This window comes from Flavobacterium gilvum (assembly GCF_001761465.1).
Classification (GTDB): domain Bacteria; phylum Bacteroidota; class Bacteroidia; order Flavobacteriales; family Flavobacteriaceae; genus Flavobacterium; species Flavobacterium gilvum.
Window position 1 is genome coordinate 2,113,107 of the sequence record NZ_CP017479.1, and the last position, 19,478, is coordinate 2,132,584.

Genomic DNA, 19,478 nt, shown 5'->3' on the forward strand with positions numbered 1-19,478 from the left:
TCTTAAAATGGAATTAATAAAAACCTACCAACCCCAAAACAAAGTCCGAATCGTAACAGCCGCATCTCTTTTTGATGGTCACGATGCTGCAATCAATATAATGAGAAGAATTATTCAGTCCACAGGAGTCGAGGTAATTCATTTGGGGCATGACCGAAGTGTCGAAGAAGTGGTGAATACCGCCATTCAGGAAGATGCAAATGCCATTGCCATGACTTCTTATCAAGGTGGACACAATGAGTATTTTAAATATATGTATGATTTGCTTCAGGAAAAAGGAGCGGGTCATATCAAGATTTTCGGTGGAGGCGGAGGGGTAATTCTGCCTTCGGAAATAGAAGAATTGCAAAATTACGGCATTACCAGAATTTATTCTCCCGATGATGGGAGAGCAATGGGACTGCAGGGAATGATTAATGATTTGGTGCAACGTTCTGATTTTCCTATTGGAGACAAATTGACAAGTGAATTGGATTCATTGGAAAATAAAAAACTTACAGCTATTGCCCGTTTGATTTCGGCAGCCGAGAATTTTCCGGAAATAGCCAAACCTTTTTTTGATAAAATCCATTCAAAAAATGAATCCTCCAAAATCCCTGTTCTCGGAATCACAGGAACGGGAGGAGCTGGAAAATCATCTTTGGTGGATGAATTGGTGCGCCGGTTTTTAATCGATTTTCCCGAAAAAACAATCGGATTGATTTCTGTCGATCCTTCTAAAAGAAAGACAGGGGGAGCCTTATTGGGTGATCGAATTCGTATGAATGCCATCAATAATCCTAGAGTTTATATGCGTTCGTTGGCAACGCGTCAATCAAATTTGGCATTGTCAAAATACGTTGCCGAAGCCATTGAAGTTTTGAAGGCGGCAAAATACGATATCATTATTCTTGAAACTTCGGGAATTGGTCAATCCGATACGGAGATTATGGATCATTCGGATGTTTCACTTTACGTAATGACACCCGAATTTGGCGCGGCAACCCAATTGGAAAAAATCGACATGCTTGATTTTGCCGATTTGGTGGCCTTAAATAAATTTGACAAGCGTGGTGCTTTGGATGCTCTTCGTGATGTAAAAAAACAATACCAACGCAACCATAATTTATGGGATAAAAACCCTGATGAAATGCCGGTTTTTGGAACTATTGCTTCTCAATTCAACGATCCGGGGATGAATACGTTGTACAAATCCATCATGGACAAAATTGTTGAGAAAACTGGTGCTGATTTGAAATCGACTTTTCAAATTACCCGTGAAATGAGTGAGAAAAAATTTGTGATTCCGCCACATAGAACGCGTTACCTGTCAGAGATTGCAGAGAATAATAGAAAATACGACGAAACGGCTTTGAGCCAAGAACAAGTGGCTCAAAAATTATATGGAATTTTCAAAACGATTGAAAGTGTTTCTGGAAAAATTCCTTTGGTTAATAAAGCAGGAATCGATGAGGATTCGGTTTTACCAAGTGCTTTAGAATCTGAAAAACCGGGCGTTGCTGAGAATAAAATCTTTTTAAATCTGTTACTGAATCAATTTGATAAAGTAAAAATGGATTTGGATCCACACAATTGGAAATTGATTCTTAATTGGAACGAAAAAGTTAAGAAGTACAAAGATCCGGTTTACACTTTTAAAGTGCGTCATAAAGAAATAGAAATGGCTACACATACCGAGTCGCTTTCGCATACGCAAATTCCAAAAATTGCAATGCCAAAGTATAAAGCTTGGGGCGATATTCTGCGTTGGTCTTTACAGGAAAATGTTCCTGGTGAATTTCCTTTTACTTCAGGATTGTATCCGTTTAAGCGGGAAGGCGAAGATCCATCGAGAATGTTTGCCGGTGAAGGCGGGCCGGAAAGAACCAATAAACGTTTCCATTACGTGAGTGCTGGATTGCCTGCCAAAAGACTTTCCACCGCTTTTGACAGTGTAACTTTATACGGTAACGATCCTCATTTGAGACCTGATATTTATGGAAAAATAGGAAATGCAGGGGTATCTATTTGCTGTTTGGATGATGCTAAAAAATTATACTCCGGTTTTGACTTGGTGCACGCCATGACTTCGGTGAGTATGACTATTAATGGGCCTGCACCTATGTTGCTTGGTTTTTTTATGAATGCCGCTATCGATCAGCAATGCGAAATTTATATCAAAAAACACGAATTAACGGAATCGGTGCTGGAAAAAATAAACGAAATCTACAAGCAAAAAGGTATAGAGCGTCCTCATTATCAGGGTGATTTACCAGAGGGAAATAATGGTTTGGGGTTATTTCTATTGGGTGTAACCGGAGATCAGATTTTGCCTTTGGAAATTTATAATGAGATTAAAGAAAAAACACTTTCGAAAGTAAGAGGAACAGTTCAGGCCGATATTTTAAAAGAAGACCAAGCTCAAAATACTTGTATTTTCTCCACCGAATTTGCTTTGCGATTAATGGGAGATGTCCAGGAATATTTTATTGCCAAAAACGTAAGGAACTTCTATTCGGTTTCTATTTCGGGTTATCATATTGCCGAGGCGGGTGCCAATCCAATTACTCAATTGGCTTTTACGCTTTCAAATGGTTTCACTTACGTGGAATATTATTTGAGCCGCGGAATGGACATCAATGATTTTGGTCCCAATTTATCGTTCTTTTTCTCCAATGGTGTCGATCCAGAATATGCTGTTATTGGCCGTGTGGCAAGGAGAATTTGGGCGAAAGCCATGAAAAATAAATACGGAGCCAATGAAAGAGCTCAAATGTTGAAATACCATATTCAGACATCGGGTCGTTCATTGCACGCGCAGGAGATTGATTTCAATGATATTCGTACTACTTTGCAGGCGTTGTATGCGATTTATGACAATTGTAATTCCTTGCATACCAACGCTTATGATGAAGCAATTACAACGCCTACCGAAGAATCGGTTCGCAGGGCAATGGCAATTCAGATGATTATAAATAAGGAATTAGGTTTAGCCAAAAATGAAAATCCTATTCAGGGTTCATTTATTATCGAAGAATTAACCGACTTGGTAGAAGAAGCCGTTCTGCAGGAATTTGACCGAATTACAGAACGTGGTGGTGTTCTTGGTGCGATGGAAACAATGTATCAGCGTTCTAAGATTCAGGAGGAAAGTTTGTATTATGAAACCTTGAAACACACAGGCGAATTTCCAATTGTAGGTGTGAATACTTTTTTGAGTTCCAAAGGTTCTCCAACGGTTATTCCTGCCGAAGTGATTCGTGCCACCGAAGAAGAAAAACAATACCAAATTACAATGCTCGATAATTTACATCAATGCAATGCTGTTTCGGTAAAAGAGCATTTAAACACCTTGCAGGAAGCAGCTATTAAAGGTGAAAACTTATTTGAACATTTGATGGAAGCGACAAAAGTTTGCTCTTTGGGACAAATCACAGACGCTTTATTTGACGTAGGTGGGCAGTATAGAAGGAATATGTAATTTTTTTTGCTTTTACAATATAAAACACATTCGGCAGACATATAAGTTTTGTTGAATGTGTTTTTTGATTTTTATAGGATTATTGCTTTTATAACATTTAGAAATATAAAATAATCCAATCTTTACCCCCTCTCCTTTGGAGAGGGTTGGGGTGAGGTTAAATAAAAAGACTATTTTGTATTTCTAATTGGTATTATTTAAAGAACTTGTGTTTTTAGTATTTTTCTTATATAATTATTGTTTAACTTAGCAAGGTAATTTTTTTGAACAGTAATTTATAAAGCATGGTAAATCAAATAGAAATATATAAGTCGTTAGACAATAAAATTGAGTTAAATGTAAGTCTAGATCAGGGTACAGTTTGGTTAAATAGACAACAAATTTCTATCTTATTTGATCGAGATATAAAAACTATTGGAAAGCATGTTAATAATGTTTTTGAGGAAGGCGAATTGGATAAAAAATCAGTTGTCGCAAATTTTGCGACAACTGCTACTGACGGGAAAACATATCATGTTGATTTCTACAATCTCGATGTAATAATTTCCGTTGGTTATAGGGTGAAATCTAAACAAGGAACTCAATTTCGACAATGGGCTACTCAGCGTTTAAACGATTATTTAGTTAAAGGCTATGCTATAAATGAAAAACGTTTAAAAGAAGCCGAGAATAAGTTTCAGGAATTAAAACAGGCTGTTTCTTTATTAGAATCTATTGCGACGACAAAAGCTATTACAGGGGATGAAGCCCAAGGCTTGTTGAAAGTATTAGGTGATTATGCTTTTGCTTTAGATGTCTTGGATCAATATGATCATCAAACATTAAAAATTGTAGAGTCGGATAATAGAGAAGTTTTTCGAATTTCCTATACTGAAGCTAAAAAAGCAATTGAAGGATTGAAAATTAAATTTGGAGGATCGCAATTATTTGGTAATGAAAAGGACGATTCTTTCAAAGGTTCTTTGGAGACAATTTATCAGACTTTTGATGGTAAAGAATTGTATACAACTATTGAAGAAAAGGCTGCACATCTTTTATATTTTGTAACAAAAAATCATTCTTTTTCCGACGGGAACAAGCGTATTGCTGCTTTCTTGTTTGTTTGGTTTCTTGATCGTAATGCATTGTTGTATTATCTAGGTAACAAAGTAATAGATGATAATGCCCTAGTGGCACTGACTTTGATGATAGCTGAATCAAAATCGGATGATAAAGACATGATGGTTAAGGTTGTTGTTAATTTGATTAATAATAGAAAAGTACAGTCTTAAAAAAAGTGTTTAAAAAAACAGCTCCAAATAAAGGAGCTGTTTCCATTTTTAATTAAAAAAAAACCAAATTAATTTGTTGTAGCGATATTATCATTTTTCATTTTCAATTCCCCTTTGTATACTTCGGCAATTGATTTTCTTGATAATGTTGGTACCTCGTGAGCAATGTCAATTTCGTGAGTTACTCTTTTTAAATTGGTTTCCACTTCGAGATAGTAAACCCCGTCAGGGAATTCCTCAAGACTGTAAGTTCTTTTGATGCCACCTTTTCCGGTCACATATTCAGAATAGATTTCTTCATGATTGACGTCGTATATTTTTACTTTGGCTTTTTGAATTTCATTTACAGAAAAACTAATTATTTTGCCAGTTCCTTTTTTTACGTTAAGTAAAAAATCACCATCGATTGCATAGCTACTCATTGTAGTAAATGCTACTAAAACCACCAGACTAAATTTTAAGATTGTTTTCATAATACTGTTGTTTTAAATTAGTAATTAATTGTCTGGTACTAAGGTAGTTTTGTAATTAAATAATGTGCACAACTCTATTTTCTGATTAGTGTTTTATTTTAACCTTTCGAAATCGTTGTAGGTTAATTTTTGGTAAAATAAGATTGTTTTGTGGTAAATTTGAATATATCCAAAATGCAAAACCTATGAAAAAAATGAACCCCACACTCGAACTTATCACTCCTCCTTTTGGGAGTTCTTTTACGTATTCAAGTTATGTTGAAAATGCGAATTGTAAATCGGATTTGTGGCATTATCACCCCGAAATCGAATTGGTTTTTGTAAACGGCGGTTCTGGCAAAAGACAGATAGGGAGTCATATATCCTATTATTCAGATGGTGATTTGGTCCTTATTGGCAGTAATTTGCCGCACTGCGGATTTACTAATGAGCAAACGGGAAATAAAAATGAAATTGTTATCCAGATGCCTGCTGATTTTTTGGGAAGTGATTTTTTGAAAGTTCCAGAACTAAAAAACATTCAGCATCTTTTTAAGAAAGCAAAAGGAGGGATTGCTTTTGGTAAAGAAACCATAAAAAGAATTGCACCCATAATAGAAGAAATGGGAAATCGGTCTAGTTTTGATCGATTGTTAAGAATGATTAGGATTTTGAATGACCTTGGGGTAAGTGATGAATACACAATTTTGAATGCCGAAGGTTTTACATTAGAAATGCAGGTTCAAGATAATGACAGGATAAATGTGGTTTTTAATCATGTGAAAGATAATTTTCAGGAACCTATACAGTTGGCTACCGTTTCGGGTATGGTGAGTATGACAACTCCTTCATTTTGCAGGTATTTTAAAAAAATGACCAATAAAACTTTTACCACTTTTGTCAATGATTACCGTTTGGTTCATGCTTCAAAACTTTTGTCGGAGAATACAAAAAGCATTACCGAGATTTGTTACGAAAGCGGATTTAATAATTTTAGTCATTTTAATAAGTCCTTCAAAGCTTTTACCGGGAAAAGTGCTTCGCAATATCGCCATGAATTAAAATCAATAATGGATTGATTTAGAAATATTTTTTATTATAAAATCAAGATGAATTATATGTAATGTGCTGTTTGTTAATAATGTGTATTTTTTAGTTTTTAAAGTCATTAAAAAAGGATATCTTTTTTATTTTTAGAAATTGTATATTTACTTTCTATCAAAATTAAAGAAAATATGAAAAAAAAGCTCCTTGTATGTATTGTGTTTATATGTGGAAACATTGGTTTGTCATTAGCTTCAACGGTAGATACATTGCAAATTCCGAGTGTTGCTATGAATAAAACGTATCGGGCAAATGTGGTGTTACCGAATTCTTATGCCAAATCAAAAGTTCGATACCCGGTGCTTTATCTTTTACATGGAGCATATGGACATTTTTCGGATTGGCTGTCAAACACTCCCAATAAAAATACAGTCAAGGATTTGGCGGATCAATACAATATTATAATTGTAATGCCGGAAGGAGAAACATACAGTTTTTATCTTGATAGTCCCGTAAACAAAGGGAGTCAGTTTGAAACCTATATCACCGAAGAAGTGGTGCAAAAAATTGATAAAACATACAGAACCATTAATCAGAAAAAAGGGCGGGTAATAACAGGATTGTCTATGGGAGGTCATGGAGCATTATATCTTTCGGCCAAACATCCCGATTTGTTTTGTGCTGCCGGAAGTATGAGTGGTGCTGTAGATATGGGAACTATGTTGAATAGGCAGTCAAATGATCAAGTTGTTAAATTAATGCAATCTGTTTTTGGTGATCAAAGTAACAATCCGGATTTGTATGCCCAAAATGCAGTAATTGGAATGGTCGATAAAATAAAAGTAAATAAGTTGGCGTTAATTATTGACTGTGGAGTGGATGATTTTCTTATAGAACCAAATAGAGAGTTGCATAGGAGATTGGTTTATGGTAAAGTTGCCCATGATTATATAGAAAGGCCGGGGTCTCATACTTGGGAATATTGGGAAAATGCATTGCCATATCAGGTTTTGTTTTTTAGTAAAGTTTTTAAAAGTAATGGGATTTAGTGAATGAAGCAATATGATTTTTATTTCTTAGTAAAAATTTTGTGTAATCATATTTCAAATATAAAATTCAAATTTTTCAGTTTTAATAAGTGATTGATTGTTGTTGAAATATGTTTTTTGTTGAGATATATTAAAATGTTTTTTTGATAATGAATTCTGGTTTTCTGGCTTTTATTGTCTTAATATTAGGTGAATATTTGAATTGTATTTAATGAAAACGCTGAAATATTTTTTTTGGCTTGATTTTTGAGGTATCTTTACAGAACTTTAAAACTTAAATAAAATGAAAAAAATAATTACAATTTTAGCGGTTATAGCAATGTTTGGCTTTCAGGCTTGCGAAGGACCTGAGGGACCTCCAGGGCCTGCAGGGCAAGATGGGTTACTTGCCGAGGTATATGAGGTAACTAAAGTAAATTTTGATGCGACAAATAATTATAACCCAATAATACCTTTGGTTCCCGCAATATTGCCATCTGATATGGTTTTAGTGTATAGGTTATCAGGATCAACTAACGGTAATGATATCTGGACAGCGCTTCCTGATACCTATTTTTTAAGTGATGGGACTCGTGATTTCGGATTTAATTTTGATTTTAGTATTAATGATGTTGCTCTCTATTTAGAGGCGAAAAATTTGGCTGGGGTTAGTACTAATTTTAGATTGAATCAAATTTTTAGAATTGTTATAATTCCTGGTTATGTTACAGGTAATACAAGTAAGAAAGTGAGTAAATCGAATTTTTCTGACTATAATGCTGTTGTTGAAAAGTATAATATTACTGAAAGTCAGGTGAAGAAAATAGACATACAGTAATCACTATTGAATGTATATAAAAAAAGGAAATCTCTCGATTTCCTTTTTTTTTGTGCTTATTTGATATGAAATGGTTTTTGTGTGATTATTGACTTTTGAATTATAAAAGAAAAAACCTATTGATGTTTGTTGTGATGCTTTTTGGTATCTTCTTTTTTGCTTATTTGCAAAGATACAATAACGCCAATTGCCAATGATAAGGCAATAAAACCTAGAGAAGCCCATTCCGGAATTTCGATATAGTCGTGTAGTAGCATTTTTAGTCCAACAAAACTCAAAATGGCAATCAGGCTGTATTCAAGATGACTGAATTTTTCGAGCATATTGGCAAGGAAAAAATAGAGGGATCGCAATCCAAGTATCGCAAAAATATTGGAACTAAATACCAAAAATGGGTCAGCAGTAATTGCCAATATCGCCGGAACGCTGTCTACAGCAAAAACCACATCCATTACTTCTATAATAATTAATGCCACAAATAGGGGAGTTGCAGCGTTTCCTCTTTCTGTTTTAATAAAAAAATGTTCTTTGTCGGTATGGGTTGATATGGGAATTATTTTACCTAAAATTTTATATATAATTGATTTTTTTGGATCAAATTCTTCTTCATCTTCTGAAGTGAATAACATTTTCATGGCTGTGAATAATAGGAATGCTCCAAAAACATAAGAGGTCCAACTGAATTTTTGAATTAACAAAACTCCGAAGTAAATCATTATCCCCCTAAAAACAATTGCTCCCAATATACCCCAGAATAAAACACGGTGCTGGAGTTTTTTGGGTATTTTGAATGAAGCAAAAATCAAAGCGATTACAAATATGTTGTCGATGCTTAGTGATAATTCAATCAGATAACCTGTTATGAATTTCATTGAGGCAACGGCGGGTTTTAGCCGGTCTGGATTCATGACATAATCGGTGGTGTATAGCCAGTACACGACTCCCGAGAATAACATCGAAATTGTAAACCATATTGCGGTCCATTTGCTGGCTTCTTTGGTGCTGATAACATGAGGGGTTTTATTGAAAACGCCTAAATCAAGCGCAAGAAATGTAAATATCAACACAAGAAATAATATCCAGACAATCATAATGTTTTTTGTTTTTTATTGTGCAGCAAATGTAAAATTTGATTTTTTTAATTCGAGTTAATTAATTGTTTAAAGTTACTGCAATTTGTTTAAATAAAAAATTGGCCTGTTTGTCAATCGGATGAAAAAAAGGAATGTTCTTTTTTACCATTAAGAGATTAAGAAAATTAAGTTTTCAGTCTTAATGAACCTTAATCTCTTAATGGTTTCAAGAAAATAAAAGAACTTTATTTTTTTTAAAACCTGCAAAATTTGGGTTTGTATTACTAACGGATAGTCATTATAAAAAAAAGTGCCTTCGGGTTGCGAAGGCACTTTTGATTTATGATTTGCTTATGATTACAAAACAGATTTAACAGTTTTGATGATTCTTGCAGCAATTTTGTATGGGTCACCGTTAGAAGCTGGTCTTCTGTCTTCCAACCATCCTTTCCATCCTTTTTGAACAGTCATTAATGGAATACGGATTGAACATCCTCTGTCTGATACTCCGTAAGAGAAATCGTGAATAGAAGCAGTTTCGTGTTTACCAGTCAAACGTTGATCGTTGTAAGCTCCGTAAACTGCAATGTGCTCAGCAGTTACAGGACGGAAAGCTTCACATATTTTTTCGTAAGTTTCTTTAGAACCACATGTTCTTAGTACTTCGTTAGAGAAGTTTGCGTGCATACCAGAACCATTCCAGTCAGTATCACCTAGTGGTTTTGGGTGGTATTCAATATAGTAACCATATTTTTCAGTCAAACGATCTAGTAAGTAACGGGCAACCCAGATTTCGTCACCAGCTTTTTTAGCTCCTTTTGCAAACAATTGGAATTCCCATTGTCCACAAGCAACTTCTTGATTGATTCCTTCAAAGTTGATACCAGCAGCGATACATAAATCAGCATGCTCTTCAACTAATTTTCTTCCGTGTGTGTTTTTTCCACCTACTGAACAGTAGTACATCCCTTGTGGAGCAGGGTAACCTCCAACTGGAAATCCTAGAGGAAGTTGAGTTTTTGTATCCATGATAAAGTACTCTTGTTCGAATCCAAACCAGAAATCATCATCTTCATCATCAATAGTAGCTCTACCGTTTGATGGGTGTGGAGTTCCGTCTGCATACATTACTTCAGACATTACCAAGTATCCATTGATACGTGTTGGGTCTGGGTAAATTGCTACAGGAACTAATAGGCAGTCTGAAGAACCACCTTCTGCTTGTTTTGTTGATGAACCGTCAAATGACCAGTTTCCTAATTCTGCTAAAGTTCCTTGAAAGTTATCGTGTTCTTCAACTTTAGTTTTACTTCTTAAATTTTGTGTTGGTTCGTATCCGTCTAACCAAATGTACTCTAATTTAATTTTAGCCATAATATTATAAATAATTTGTTTTTTGATTTTTTTCTGCTGCAAATATAAAATAATTTGTTTTTGTTGTAAAATTAGGGGGTAGTTTTTATTTGTGTGTGTTTAATTTTTGTTATTACTGCATTTTGGTGGGGGTGTAATTGAAAAATTGTAATTTTAAGGAGGTATAATAATTAAATTCGTAATGAAGTTATTTGGGGGAATTAATGTTTAGTTAAGAATTTATTTACTATTGTTTAAAATCAAACTATTGAAACTCTTTTTTTTGATATTATTACCAATGAATTTTGGTGCTGTTTATTATGGGACTGAGTTCGATTATTATTTTTTAAGCAGAAATATTTAGAAAATAGGATTGTCACCAATATAAGCTCCATAGGAGCAAACTGTAATTTAATAATCGAGCTCAGGTTTTTTTTGGATGATTGTAAAAAACAAAAATCTCTCTCTTTAGCCCCGACAGCAGTGAAAATCCTTGTATGCCGGGGTTCGGCATACAAGATTGCAACGGATGGCGGGACCAATGCCTACTGAAAATGCCTAATTCTTCTGCTCCAAAAAATAATATTCGAACTCAGGTTAGTGGGTTCATTTACGGTTTGTTTGATAGAATGATTTATATTTGTATGAGTTTATAAAAAAATTATTAATTTAAGTTTTAACATATGTCATCAATTCGTTTTCAAGCTTTAAAAGAAGCTTCAAATAGAAAGTTACTAGAGTTTCATGAAACAGGAAGAAAATCGGTTTTGTTTGGAGCTAATGTGTTTAACGACAAAGCAATGAAGCAATATTTGACTTCGGATGCTTTCAAAGGTGTGCAGGGTGCGGTTCAGCACGGAACCAAAATAGATAGAAAACTGGCAGATTATATTGCCATGGGGATGAAAGAATGGGCTTTGTCTAAAGGCGTTACCCATTATACACACTGGTTTCAGCCACTTACAGGGACTACTGCAGAGAAACACGACGCTTTTTTTGAAACTTCATTTGATGGAAGCGATCCTTTAGAAAAATTTGGTGGGGCACAATTGGTTCAGCAAGAACCGGATGCATCAAGTTTTCCGCATGGTGGAATAAGAAATACATTTGAGGCAAGAGGATATACTGCCTGGGATCCTACATCGCCAGCCTTTATTTTTGGTACAACATTATGTATTCCAACTATATTTATTTCGTATACCGGTGAGGCTTTAGACAATAAAATTCCATTATTACGAGCTTTGTCGGCTATTGATGAGGCTGCTGCGGAAGTTTGCAGGTATTTTGATAAAAATGTTAAGAAAGTGACAGCTACTTTGGGTTGGGAACAGGAATATTTCCTAATTGATCGCTCGTTGGCAAATTCTCGTCCGGATATAGTAATGACAGGAAGAACTTTGCTGGGGCATACTTCTGCCAAAGGGCAACAGTTAGATGACCACTATTTTGGTTCCATTCCAACTCGTGCTTTGACTTATATGAGAGATTTGGAACAAGAATGTATGTTGCTGGGAATTCCGGTGAAAACGCGCCATAATGAGGTAGCTCCAAATCAGTTTGAGTTTGCGCCAATTTTTGAGGAAGCTAATTTAGCTGTGGATCATAACTGCCTATTAATGGACGTTATGCAAAAAGTAGCCGAACGTCACGATTTGAAAGTTTTGCTTCATGAAAAACCTTTTAAAGGGGTTAATGGTTCTGGAAAGCACAACAACTGGTCTTTGTCTACAGACACTGGTGTGAATTTGTTGAGTCCAAGTAAAACTCCAATGACAAATTTACAGTTCCTTACTTTTTTTATTAATACAATCAAAGCCGTAAATGATTATGAAGCTTTGTTGAGAGCTTCGATTGCTACGGCAAGTAATGACCACAGGCTTGGCGCCAATGAAGCGCCACCATCTATTATTTCGGTTTTTATCGGAGAACAATTGACCAAAGTTTTGGCTGAATTGGAAGGTGTTTCTACCGGAAAATTATCTCCAGAGGAAAAAACTGATTTGAAACTGAATGTTGTTGGAAAAATTCCGGATGTTCTTTTGGATAACACCGATAGAAACAGAACGTCACCATTTGCTTTTACAGGAAATAAATTTGAATTCAGAGCCGTTGGTTCTTCGGCAAACTGTTCGAATGCCATGACAACTTTGAACACGATAGTTGCCAAACAACTAAAGGATTTCAAAGCGGCTGTAGATGTTTTGATAGAAACCAAAGACATGAAAAAGGATGATGCCATTTTTAATGTTTTGAGAGAATATATCAAACAATCCAAAAAAATCCTTTTTGAAGGAGATGGCTATAGCGATGCTTGGCAAAAAGAAGCTGCCAAAAGAGGTTTGAGTAATTTTAGAACCACTCCCGAAGCTTTGAAAGTGAGAGCTTCAAAACAAGCCATCGATTTATTTGGCGAAATGGGAATCTTGAATCATGTTGAATTACATGCCCGTTATGAAATTGAATTGGAGGAATACACCAAAAAAATTCAGATTGAAGGAAGGGTTCTTGGAGATATTTCCAAAAATCATGTGATTCCAACAGCTATTAAATATCAAAATACTTTGATAGAGAACGTGAAAGGATTGAAAGATATTTTTGGATCTGATTTTGAATCTATTGCCAAAGAGCAAATTACGTTGATAAAAGAGATTTCGGGACATATTGAAGGCATTAATTCTAAAGTAGAAGAGATGACCGAAGAAAGAAAAAAAGCCAATAATTTGACGGATGCTCACGCAATGGCCGAAGCATATTGCAATAACGTAAAACCTTATTTTGAAATCATCAGAAATCATTGTGACAAATTAGAGTTGCTGGTTGATAATGAACTTTGGACTTTGACCAAATACCGAGAATTGCTTTTGACAAAGTAGTTTGATTGTATATTTATAAAAACTGAAAAAGGCTTTCTACGGGAAGCCTTTTTTTGTTTTTGATGTTTTTCTTCTGAAAGAAAGTAAAAAACTGAGTTCAATTATTAATTTTTTGGAGCAGAAAGATTTGCTTCGCCTGTTCGCTGTCGCTCGGGTGATGTTTTCAGTAAACATTGGTCCCGCTATCCGTTACAATCTTGTAAGTCTCGTCCCAAAAGACGAGACTTACAAGGATTTCCACTTCTATCGGGGCTAAAAGAGAGCGATTTTACCTCTTTATAATCATCCCAAAAAGAAAAAAACAGTAGTAATCGACTCAGGTTTAAAACAAAAAAGCACCCGTTTGTGGCGGATGCTTTTCATTTTAAAATTGGTTAAATTATCTGGAAGAAAGTACTTTTTGAGTACTACTTCCTTTATTGGTAGTCAATTTTATTACATAAACTTCCTCTTGGCCAGTACCTGGGATGTTTAGTAGAACAGATTTGTTCAAGTAACCGTTTGTGTCGTAGCTTTTTGCTACTACATATCCGTTTGTGTTGAACACTTCAATTCTTACATCGGTAACAAAATCAAAGTTGTAGCTTACAGTAAGCTGATCTTTGAAGGGAACCGGAGAGGCTATAAATGTATTAGTATCAGCTATTCTGGAAGTATTAGTTCCAATTAATGATTCCCCTATTGGAGGAGCCATACAAACAAGTGGTTCAATACCGTAACCTACAAATATTCTACATTCATCAAAAGCATTATTGATTAAATCAACAGCACTAGCGATTTCAGACAATGTCAAGCCATTTGTACTTCCGCCAGCCAAAGCTTGGTTTGCCAAAGCAAACAATCCTTGAACAGATTTTGTTGAAAGTGCATTGATGACTTTTGTTGGTATAGTATAATATTTATACTCGTTGATTACCGGTGTAAATCCGCCAGGAGAACATTGTCTGGTTTTTGGGATATTAGATCCACAACCACCTTCAGGTTCAGCAACTGCAAAAGTTCCCGGTTGCAATGCTAAATTACCAAGGGCGCCATCTATACCTATGTTAAGGCCTAAAGTGATGGTTTGAGCCAATAAAGTATTATTGATTTTACCATTTTTAAGATAATAACCTTTATTATCATTATTGCCTATCTCTGAAATATGGAATAAATCACCGCTTCTTATTACTTTACTTGATCCTCCACCAGGTAAATATTGAATAATTGCATTTACATCTGTCAAATCATTTAAGATTGGATTGTAGGTAAACAAAATTCCTCTAGTTGATGAACCAATTGTCATGGTGTTGCTAGGGTAAGAAGTCAGTGCTTTTTTAATCAAATCGACAGTTGAATACTGTTTGTACATATTTGATTGAGCGTCAAAGCTACAAGACATACCTCCAGCATTACCATAGGCACCTTGAGTATAAGTACATAATGCGGCACTACAAGATTTAACATCTACAGAGAACTGTTGTACTCTAGTACAACCTGTTGCAACAAATGTCAATCTTATATAGATGGTGTGAACACCAACCGAAGCTGTGTAATTTGTAATGTTGTTACCAGTAATTTCATCATTCATTGCTGTAACATCTCTCCAGAAGGTTACACTTTCTACAAGTGGATCTGGCAATGCATCAAGAATGGCTGAACGAAGATTTAATGGCAATGGAGCACAAATTTCTAGGTCATGTAGTGTGAATGGTGTTGGTAGTTCGCCAGGAGTGACTGTCAAACAGTTGCTGTTAGCGGAACACATAACACCATTGAGAGTTGAAGTAGCCACTCTACGGTAATTGGTTGTTGCACTTACTGTTGACGGATCATAAGTAGCTGAGGTAGCCCCTGGGATATTTGTCCAAGGACCTTCGCAACCATTTGTGCTGATTTGCCATTGATAAGAAATAACTCCAATTCCTGTACTACTTCCATCTGTGGTGCTAGTAAATGGATCAGGATCAAATGGTCCGCATTTTGTTTGACTTCCAGCGATTACTCCCGGAGTTATTGGGTTAGGAGTGACTGTCAAACAGTTGCTGTTGGCAGAACACATAACACCGTTAAGTGTTGAAGTAGCCACTCTTCGGAAATTGGTTATTACGGATATCGCTCCGGCATCATAAGTTGCAGATGTAGCTCCCTGAATATTTGTCCAAGTACCTTCACATCCATTTGTACTCATTTGCCATTGATAGGAAATTGTGCCACCGTTGGTTGTGCTTCCCGGCGTAGTATTGGTAAATGCGGCTGGATCAAATGGGGTACAGAGTGTTTGATTGCCTGCAATTGTACCAGGGGTAATGTCATTTGGAGTTACAACCAAAATATTACTGTTGGCAGAACAACCTACGTCAGAAGAAGCAACTCTTCGGAACCAAGTTTTAACAGCTACCGCCGGTGCATCATAAGTTTCAGATGTCGCGCCTGCAATATTTGCGAAACCTGCAACAGCACTTACGATACTGCTTTGCCATTGATAAGTTATTGTGCCATGGTCAGAACCAGGTGTAACACTTGTAAACGGCGCAGGGTCAAATGGAGAACATAGTGTTTGGTTTCCGGCAATTTCACCAGGAACTATTCCTGTTGGAGTGACTGTCAAACAGTTGCTGTTAGCGGAACACATAACACCATTGAGAGTTGAAGTAGCGACTCTGCGATAATTTGTGATTACACTTACTGCCGGTGGATCAAAGGTTGCTGATGTAGCCCCTAGGATATTTGCCCAAGTACCTTCGCAGCCATTAGTGCTCATTTGCCATTGGTAAGAGATTACTCCGACTCCTGTACTGCTTCCCGGTGTAGTGCTTGTAAAGGCTACTGCATCAAAAGGAGTACAACCAATTTGACTTCCAGCGATTACTCCCGGAGTTATTGGGTTAGGAGTGACTGTCAAACAGTTGCTGTTGGCAGAACACATAACACCGTTAAGTGTTGAAGTAGCCACTCTTCGGAAATTGGTTATTACGGATACCGCTCCGGCATCATAAGTTGCAGATGTAGCTCCCTGAATATTTGTCCAAGTACCTTCACATCCATTTGTACTCATTTGCCATTGATAGGAAATTGTGCCACCGTTGGTTGTGCTTCCCGGCGTAGTATTGGTAAATGCGGCTGGATCAAATGGGGTACAGAGTGTTTGATTGCCTGCAATTGTACCAGGGGTAATGTCATTTGGAGTTACAACCAAAACATTACTGTTGGCAGAACAACCTACGTCAGAAGAAGCAACTCTTCGGAACCAAGTTTTAACAGCTACCGCCGGTGCATCATAAGTTTCAGATGTCGCGCCTGCAATATTTGCGAAACCTGCAACAGCACTTACGATACTGCTTTGCCATTGGTAAGTTATTGTGCCATGGTCAGAACCAGGTGTAACACTTGTAAACGGCGCAGGGTCAAATGGAGAACATAGTGTTTGGTTTCCGGCAATTTCACCAGGAACTATTCCAGTTGGGGTGACTGTCAAACAGTTGCTGTTAGCGGAACACATAACACCATTGAGAGTTGAAGTAGCGACTCTGCGATAATTTGTGATTACACTTACTGCCGGTGGATCAAAGGTTGCTGATGTAGCCCCTACGATATTTGCCCAAGTACCTTCGCAGCCATTAGTGCTCATTTGCCATTGGTAAGAGATTACTCCGACTCCTGTACTGCTTCCCGGTGTAGTGCTTGTAAAGGCTACTGCATCAAAAGGAGTACAACCAATTTGACTTCCAGCGATTACTCCCGGAGTTATTGGGTTAGGAGTGACTGTCAAACAGTTGCTGTTTGCAGAACAGGCAACACCATTGAGTGTAGCAGTTGTAACTCTTCGGAAATTGGTTATTACGGATACTGCTCCGGCATCATAAGTTGCAGATGTAGCTCCTGATATATCTGACCAGGTTCCGTTACAGCCAGTTGTACTTATTTGCCATTGATAGGTAATTACTCCTCCGTCACTGGCGCTTCCCGGCGTAGTATTGGTAAATGCGGCTGGATCAAATGGAGTACAGAGTGTTTGATCGCCTGCAATTACGCCCGGATTAACGATATTCACAGTTGCGGTAACCTGCGTTCTTGGACCTTCACAGTCTGAAGCACTGGTACAGCTTACCCAATAGCTAGTCGTTGTTGAAATGGTTGGAGAGTATGTGAGTCCCTCATTAACTTTAGTGCCACCAGTAGCGGCATCATACCATTTTAAAGTTCCTCCAGTGCAACCACTTGCTGAAAGATTAACTTGAACTGGACCAGGACCGCAAACTGTTACATTAGTTGTAGTTGGGGGGTCTGGTCTAAAATTCAAATTCAATTGAATTGGAGCCCCAGGGAAATCTTTTAATTCTGATTGAGCTGAATTTCCAGATGTTCTGGTTCGGATAAACAATGTACTGATTGAAGTACAATTATTTTTGAAGAAAGTTAGCACCTGAGTGAGGTTTATGGCTCCTTCTGCCCATTGATTAGGGGCATAAGTACCTGTGGCACCACTTCCATATACATCAAAAGGGACAAATGTATCTTCATCATTATTCGTACAAAATATTTGACCCGCAAAATTAGAGTTTGGATACACTACATATTGGTAGGTAGAGCCTACTAATTCCCATTTTCTAATCACGACATTAGCATCTCCACCCCCTTGTGTAAATTCAATGGTAATTAATATATCACCAGGGGTACGACCACCAGTTGAGTCAGGTGCTTCTGTGTGAAAAAAACCACTACCTCCAGAAATTTGAGAAACATTTGTAAGAGGGTCTATAGGGCCGTAAGTGGCGCCCGTAATTGTTAAAGGTGCTTGCAGAAATTCAAAATCGATATAGCTACTACCATTGGTTACTTGACGGTCACCAGCAAATAGACACCATAAGTCAGTTGAACGACCCTGAGGAATTGTAGCTGTTCCGGGACCGGGGAAATTATCTGGATCACCATAACTAAAATGAGCTCCACAATTTTGGATTTCATTTTTATTTGGAGAACTTCCTGCTCCCCATTCATACGTATTTGGATTGTCATTAATTTTATTAGATTTGGTGAATATCGTTAGGTCATTTAGATAACGATCTTTTAATTGAATAGTAACTGGAACAGGTTGAGGAATAGGTGGAGCAGGTGATGGAGGCTGAATTACAGGTGGGTAAAAAACCTTTCCTACATCTGGACTCGTTGGATCTATATTAATTAATCCATGTCCACCAATAAGCGGATGATCTGAGTCAAATAAATCACCAACGCCAAAGTATATGCTACTGAGTGGTTGGTGAGCAAAGGCATTACCATCGATAGCATCTCCCAATTTGGGAGTTGATACCGGCGCTACTCCTTGAATATTTTGTGAGTAGACCGTTGTATATCCGGTCATAAGAATCCCCACAAAAGCCATAGGTAAGATTAGATTCTGATACCAGTTGGCAAACCGGGGTTTTAAAACTCGAATTAAAGTGTCCGTAAGGTTAAAATTCGAGAGTCCTGTTTTGAGATGACAGGAAAAAGCGTAACAATATTCTTGGACGCTTTTTATCTTAAAAGAGAAATTTTTTTTCATATTAGTAATGGTTTTTAGGCCATACTATTAATAGGAAAAGATTAGTAGACAAAGGGTTTCCGAAAAACCAATGAATGTTGTTTCATATTGCGTCATTAAAATTAAGAGGGAACAAACTTTTAAAAGTCTGTACAAAAAACTAAAAAATAAGGAAAAAAGATAACAACTTCATAAACAGATTTACAAAGTAGACAAGCATCAAAAAGAGATTCTATTGTGGGGAACAATAATTAAATTCTTTTTCTAACAAATTTGTTTAAAACCAGGAAACTTTGATTCCCAAAAATGCTCCAAAAAAAATAAATTAATTGTGAATAGATTAAAAACCAAAAGCTCACCTTTAGAGAAAATGTGACTTTAGGCAAATGATTAACTTCAAAAAATATTGAAGAACAAAGCTTTTTTCTTGTAATAATTTTTTCGGAAATCCTGTGGGGTCGAGTCTGGATTATTCCTAAATCATCAAAAGATTTTAATATTATTAAAGAACAATAACCAATTTTTTATTGACTTTTTGGCTTCCATTTTGAGTTGCCAAAATCACCCTAAGAGTGATGCT

10 protein-coding genes are annotated in these 19,478 nt (G+C 36.5%); 6 read left to right on the forward strand and 4 right to left on the reverse strand.

Translation table 11 applies throughout. The features are described 5' to 3' along the window. Positions 1 to 7: 7 nt before the first annotated feature. The gene (locus EM308_RS08940; protein ID WP_035638999.1) at positions 8 to 3,460 is read left to right on the forward strand and encodes a methylmalonyl-CoA mutase family protein; all 3,453 of its coding nucleotides are present in this window, start codon (positions 8 to 10) and stop codon (positions 3,458 to 3,460) included. Between the two features lie 284 nt (positions 3,461 to 3,744). Beyond that, on the forward strand, positions 3,745 to 4,731 hold the full coding sequence (gene rhuM / locus EM308_RS08945) for a RhuM family protein (protein WP_035638996.1): 987 nt from the start codon (positions 3,745 to 3,747) through the stop codon (positions 4,729 to 4,731). A gap of 68 nt (positions 4,732 to 4,799) precedes the next feature. On the opposite strand, the gene EM308_RS08950 is transcribed toward rhuM, so the two are convergent. After that, positions 4,800 to 5,204 (reverse strand): T9SS type A sorting domain-containing protein, encoded by a 405-nt coding sequence (locus EM308_RS08950; RefSeq protein WP_035638992.1) that lies wholly within the window; start codon positions 5,202 to 5,204, stop codon positions 4,800 to 4,802. A 185-nt stretch (positions 5,205 to 5,389) separates the two neighbouring features. On the opposite strand from EM308_RS08950, the gene EM308_RS08955 reads away from it, so the two are divergent. The 3 genes from EM308_RS08955 to EM308_RS08965 all read left to right on the forward strand — a co-directional run bounded on the left by EM308_RS08955 (position 5,390) and on the right by EM308_RS08965 (position 8,093). Further along, positions 5,390 to 6,262, forward strand: a complete 873-nt coding sequence (locus EM308_RS08955; protein WP_035638989.1) for an AraC family transcriptional regulator — start codon at positions 5,390 to 5,392, stop codon at positions 6,260 to 6,262. A gap of 156 nt (positions 6,263 to 6,418) precedes the next feature. Continuing rightward, positions 6,419 to 7,276, forward strand: coding sequence for an alpha/beta hydrolase (locus tag EM308_RS08960; RefSeq protein WP_035638985.1), 858 nt, complete (start codon positions 6,419 to 6,421; stop codon positions 7,274 to 7,276). Positions 7,277 to 7,559: 283 nt separating this feature from the next. Then, on the forward strand, positions 7,560 to 8,093 hold the full coding sequence (locus EM308_RS08965; RefSeq protein WP_035638983.1) for a hypothetical protein: 534 nt from the start codon (positions 7,560 to 7,562) through the stop codon (positions 8,091 to 8,093). Positions 8,094 to 8,209: 116 nt separating this feature from the next. On the opposite strand, the gene EM308_RS08970 is transcribed toward EM308_RS08965, so the two are convergent. Both EM308_RS08970 and EM308_RS08975 read right to left on the reverse strand, forming a co-directional pair. Further along, positions 8,210 to 9,184 carry a TerC family protein gene (locus tag EM308_RS08970; protein WP_035638981.1) on the reverse strand — a complete coding sequence of 325 codons (975 nt, stop codon included), beginning with the start codon at positions 9,182 to 9,184 and terminating at the stop codon, positions 8,210 to 8,212. A 339-nt stretch (positions 9,185 to 9,523) separates the two neighbouring features. Continuing rightward, positions 9,524 to 10,540 (reverse strand): glutamine synthetase beta-grasp domain-containing protein, encoded by a 1,017-nt coding sequence (locus tag EM308_RS08975; RefSeq protein ID WP_035639034.1) that lies wholly within the window; start codon positions 10,538 to 10,540, stop codon positions 9,524 to 9,526. 662 nt (positions 10,541 to 11,202) lie between these two features. Between EM308_RS08975 and EM308_RS08980 the strand changes: the two genes are divergently transcribed. After that, entirely contained in the window at positions 11,203 to 13,392 is a 2,190-nt protein-coding gene (locus tag EM308_RS08980) for a glutamine synthetase III family protein (RefSeq protein WP_035638402.1), read from the forward strand. Between the two features lie 379 nt (positions 13,393 to 13,771). Here EM308_RS08980 and EM308_RS08985 read toward each other — a convergent pair whose 3' ends face one another. Beyond that, the gene (locus tag EM308_RS08985) at positions 13,772 to 18,919 is read right to left on the reverse strand and encodes an Ig-like domain-containing protein (RefSeq protein WP_157503397.1); all 5,148 of its coding nucleotides are present in this window, start codon (positions 18,917 to 18,919) and stop codon (positions 13,772 to 13,774) included. Positions 18,920 to 19,478: the final 559 nt, after the last annotated feature.

Excerpts from the sequence above, each read along its gene's own strand:
- EM308_RS08980 (WP_035638402.1), top strand. The coding sequence starts at position 11,203 with ATGTCATCAATTCGTTTTCAAGCTTTAAAAGAAGCTTCAAATAGAAAG.
- EM308_RS08950 (WP_035638992.1), bottom strand. The coding sequence starts at position 5,204 with ATGAAAACAATCTTAAAATTTAGTCTGGTGGTTTTAGTAGCATTTACT.
- rhuM (WP_035638996.1), top strand. The coding sequence starts at position 3,745 with ATGGTAAATCAAATAGAAATATATAAGTCGTTAGACAATAAAATTGAG.
- EM308_RS08975 (WP_035639034.1), bottom strand. The coding sequence starts at position 10,540 with ATGGCTAAAATTAAATTAGAGTACATTTGGTTAGACGGATACGAACCA.
- EM308_RS08970 (WP_035638981.1), bottom strand. The coding sequence starts at position 9,184 with ATGATTGTCTGGATATTATTTCTTGTGTTGATATTTACATTTCTTGCG.
- EM308_RS08940 (WP_035638999.1), top strand. The coding sequence starts at position 8 with ATGGAATTAATAAAAACCTACCAACCCCAAAACAAAGTCCGAATCGTA.
- EM308_RS08985 (WP_157503397.1), bottom strand. The coding sequence starts at position 18,919 with ATGAAAAAAAATTTCTCTTTTAAGATAAAAAGCGTCCAAGAATATTGT.
- EM308_RS08955 (WP_035638989.1), top strand. The coding sequence starts at position 5,390 with ATGAAAAAAATGAACCCCACACTCGAACTTATCACTCCTCCTTTTGGG.
- EM308_RS08960 (WP_035638985.1), top strand. The coding sequence starts at position 6,419 with ATGAAAAAAAAGCTCCTTGTATGTATTGTGTTTATATGTGGAAACATT.
- EM308_RS08965 (WP_035638983.1), top strand. The coding sequence starts at position 7,560 with ATGAAAAAAATAATTACAATTTTAGCGGTTATAGCAATGTTTGGCTTT.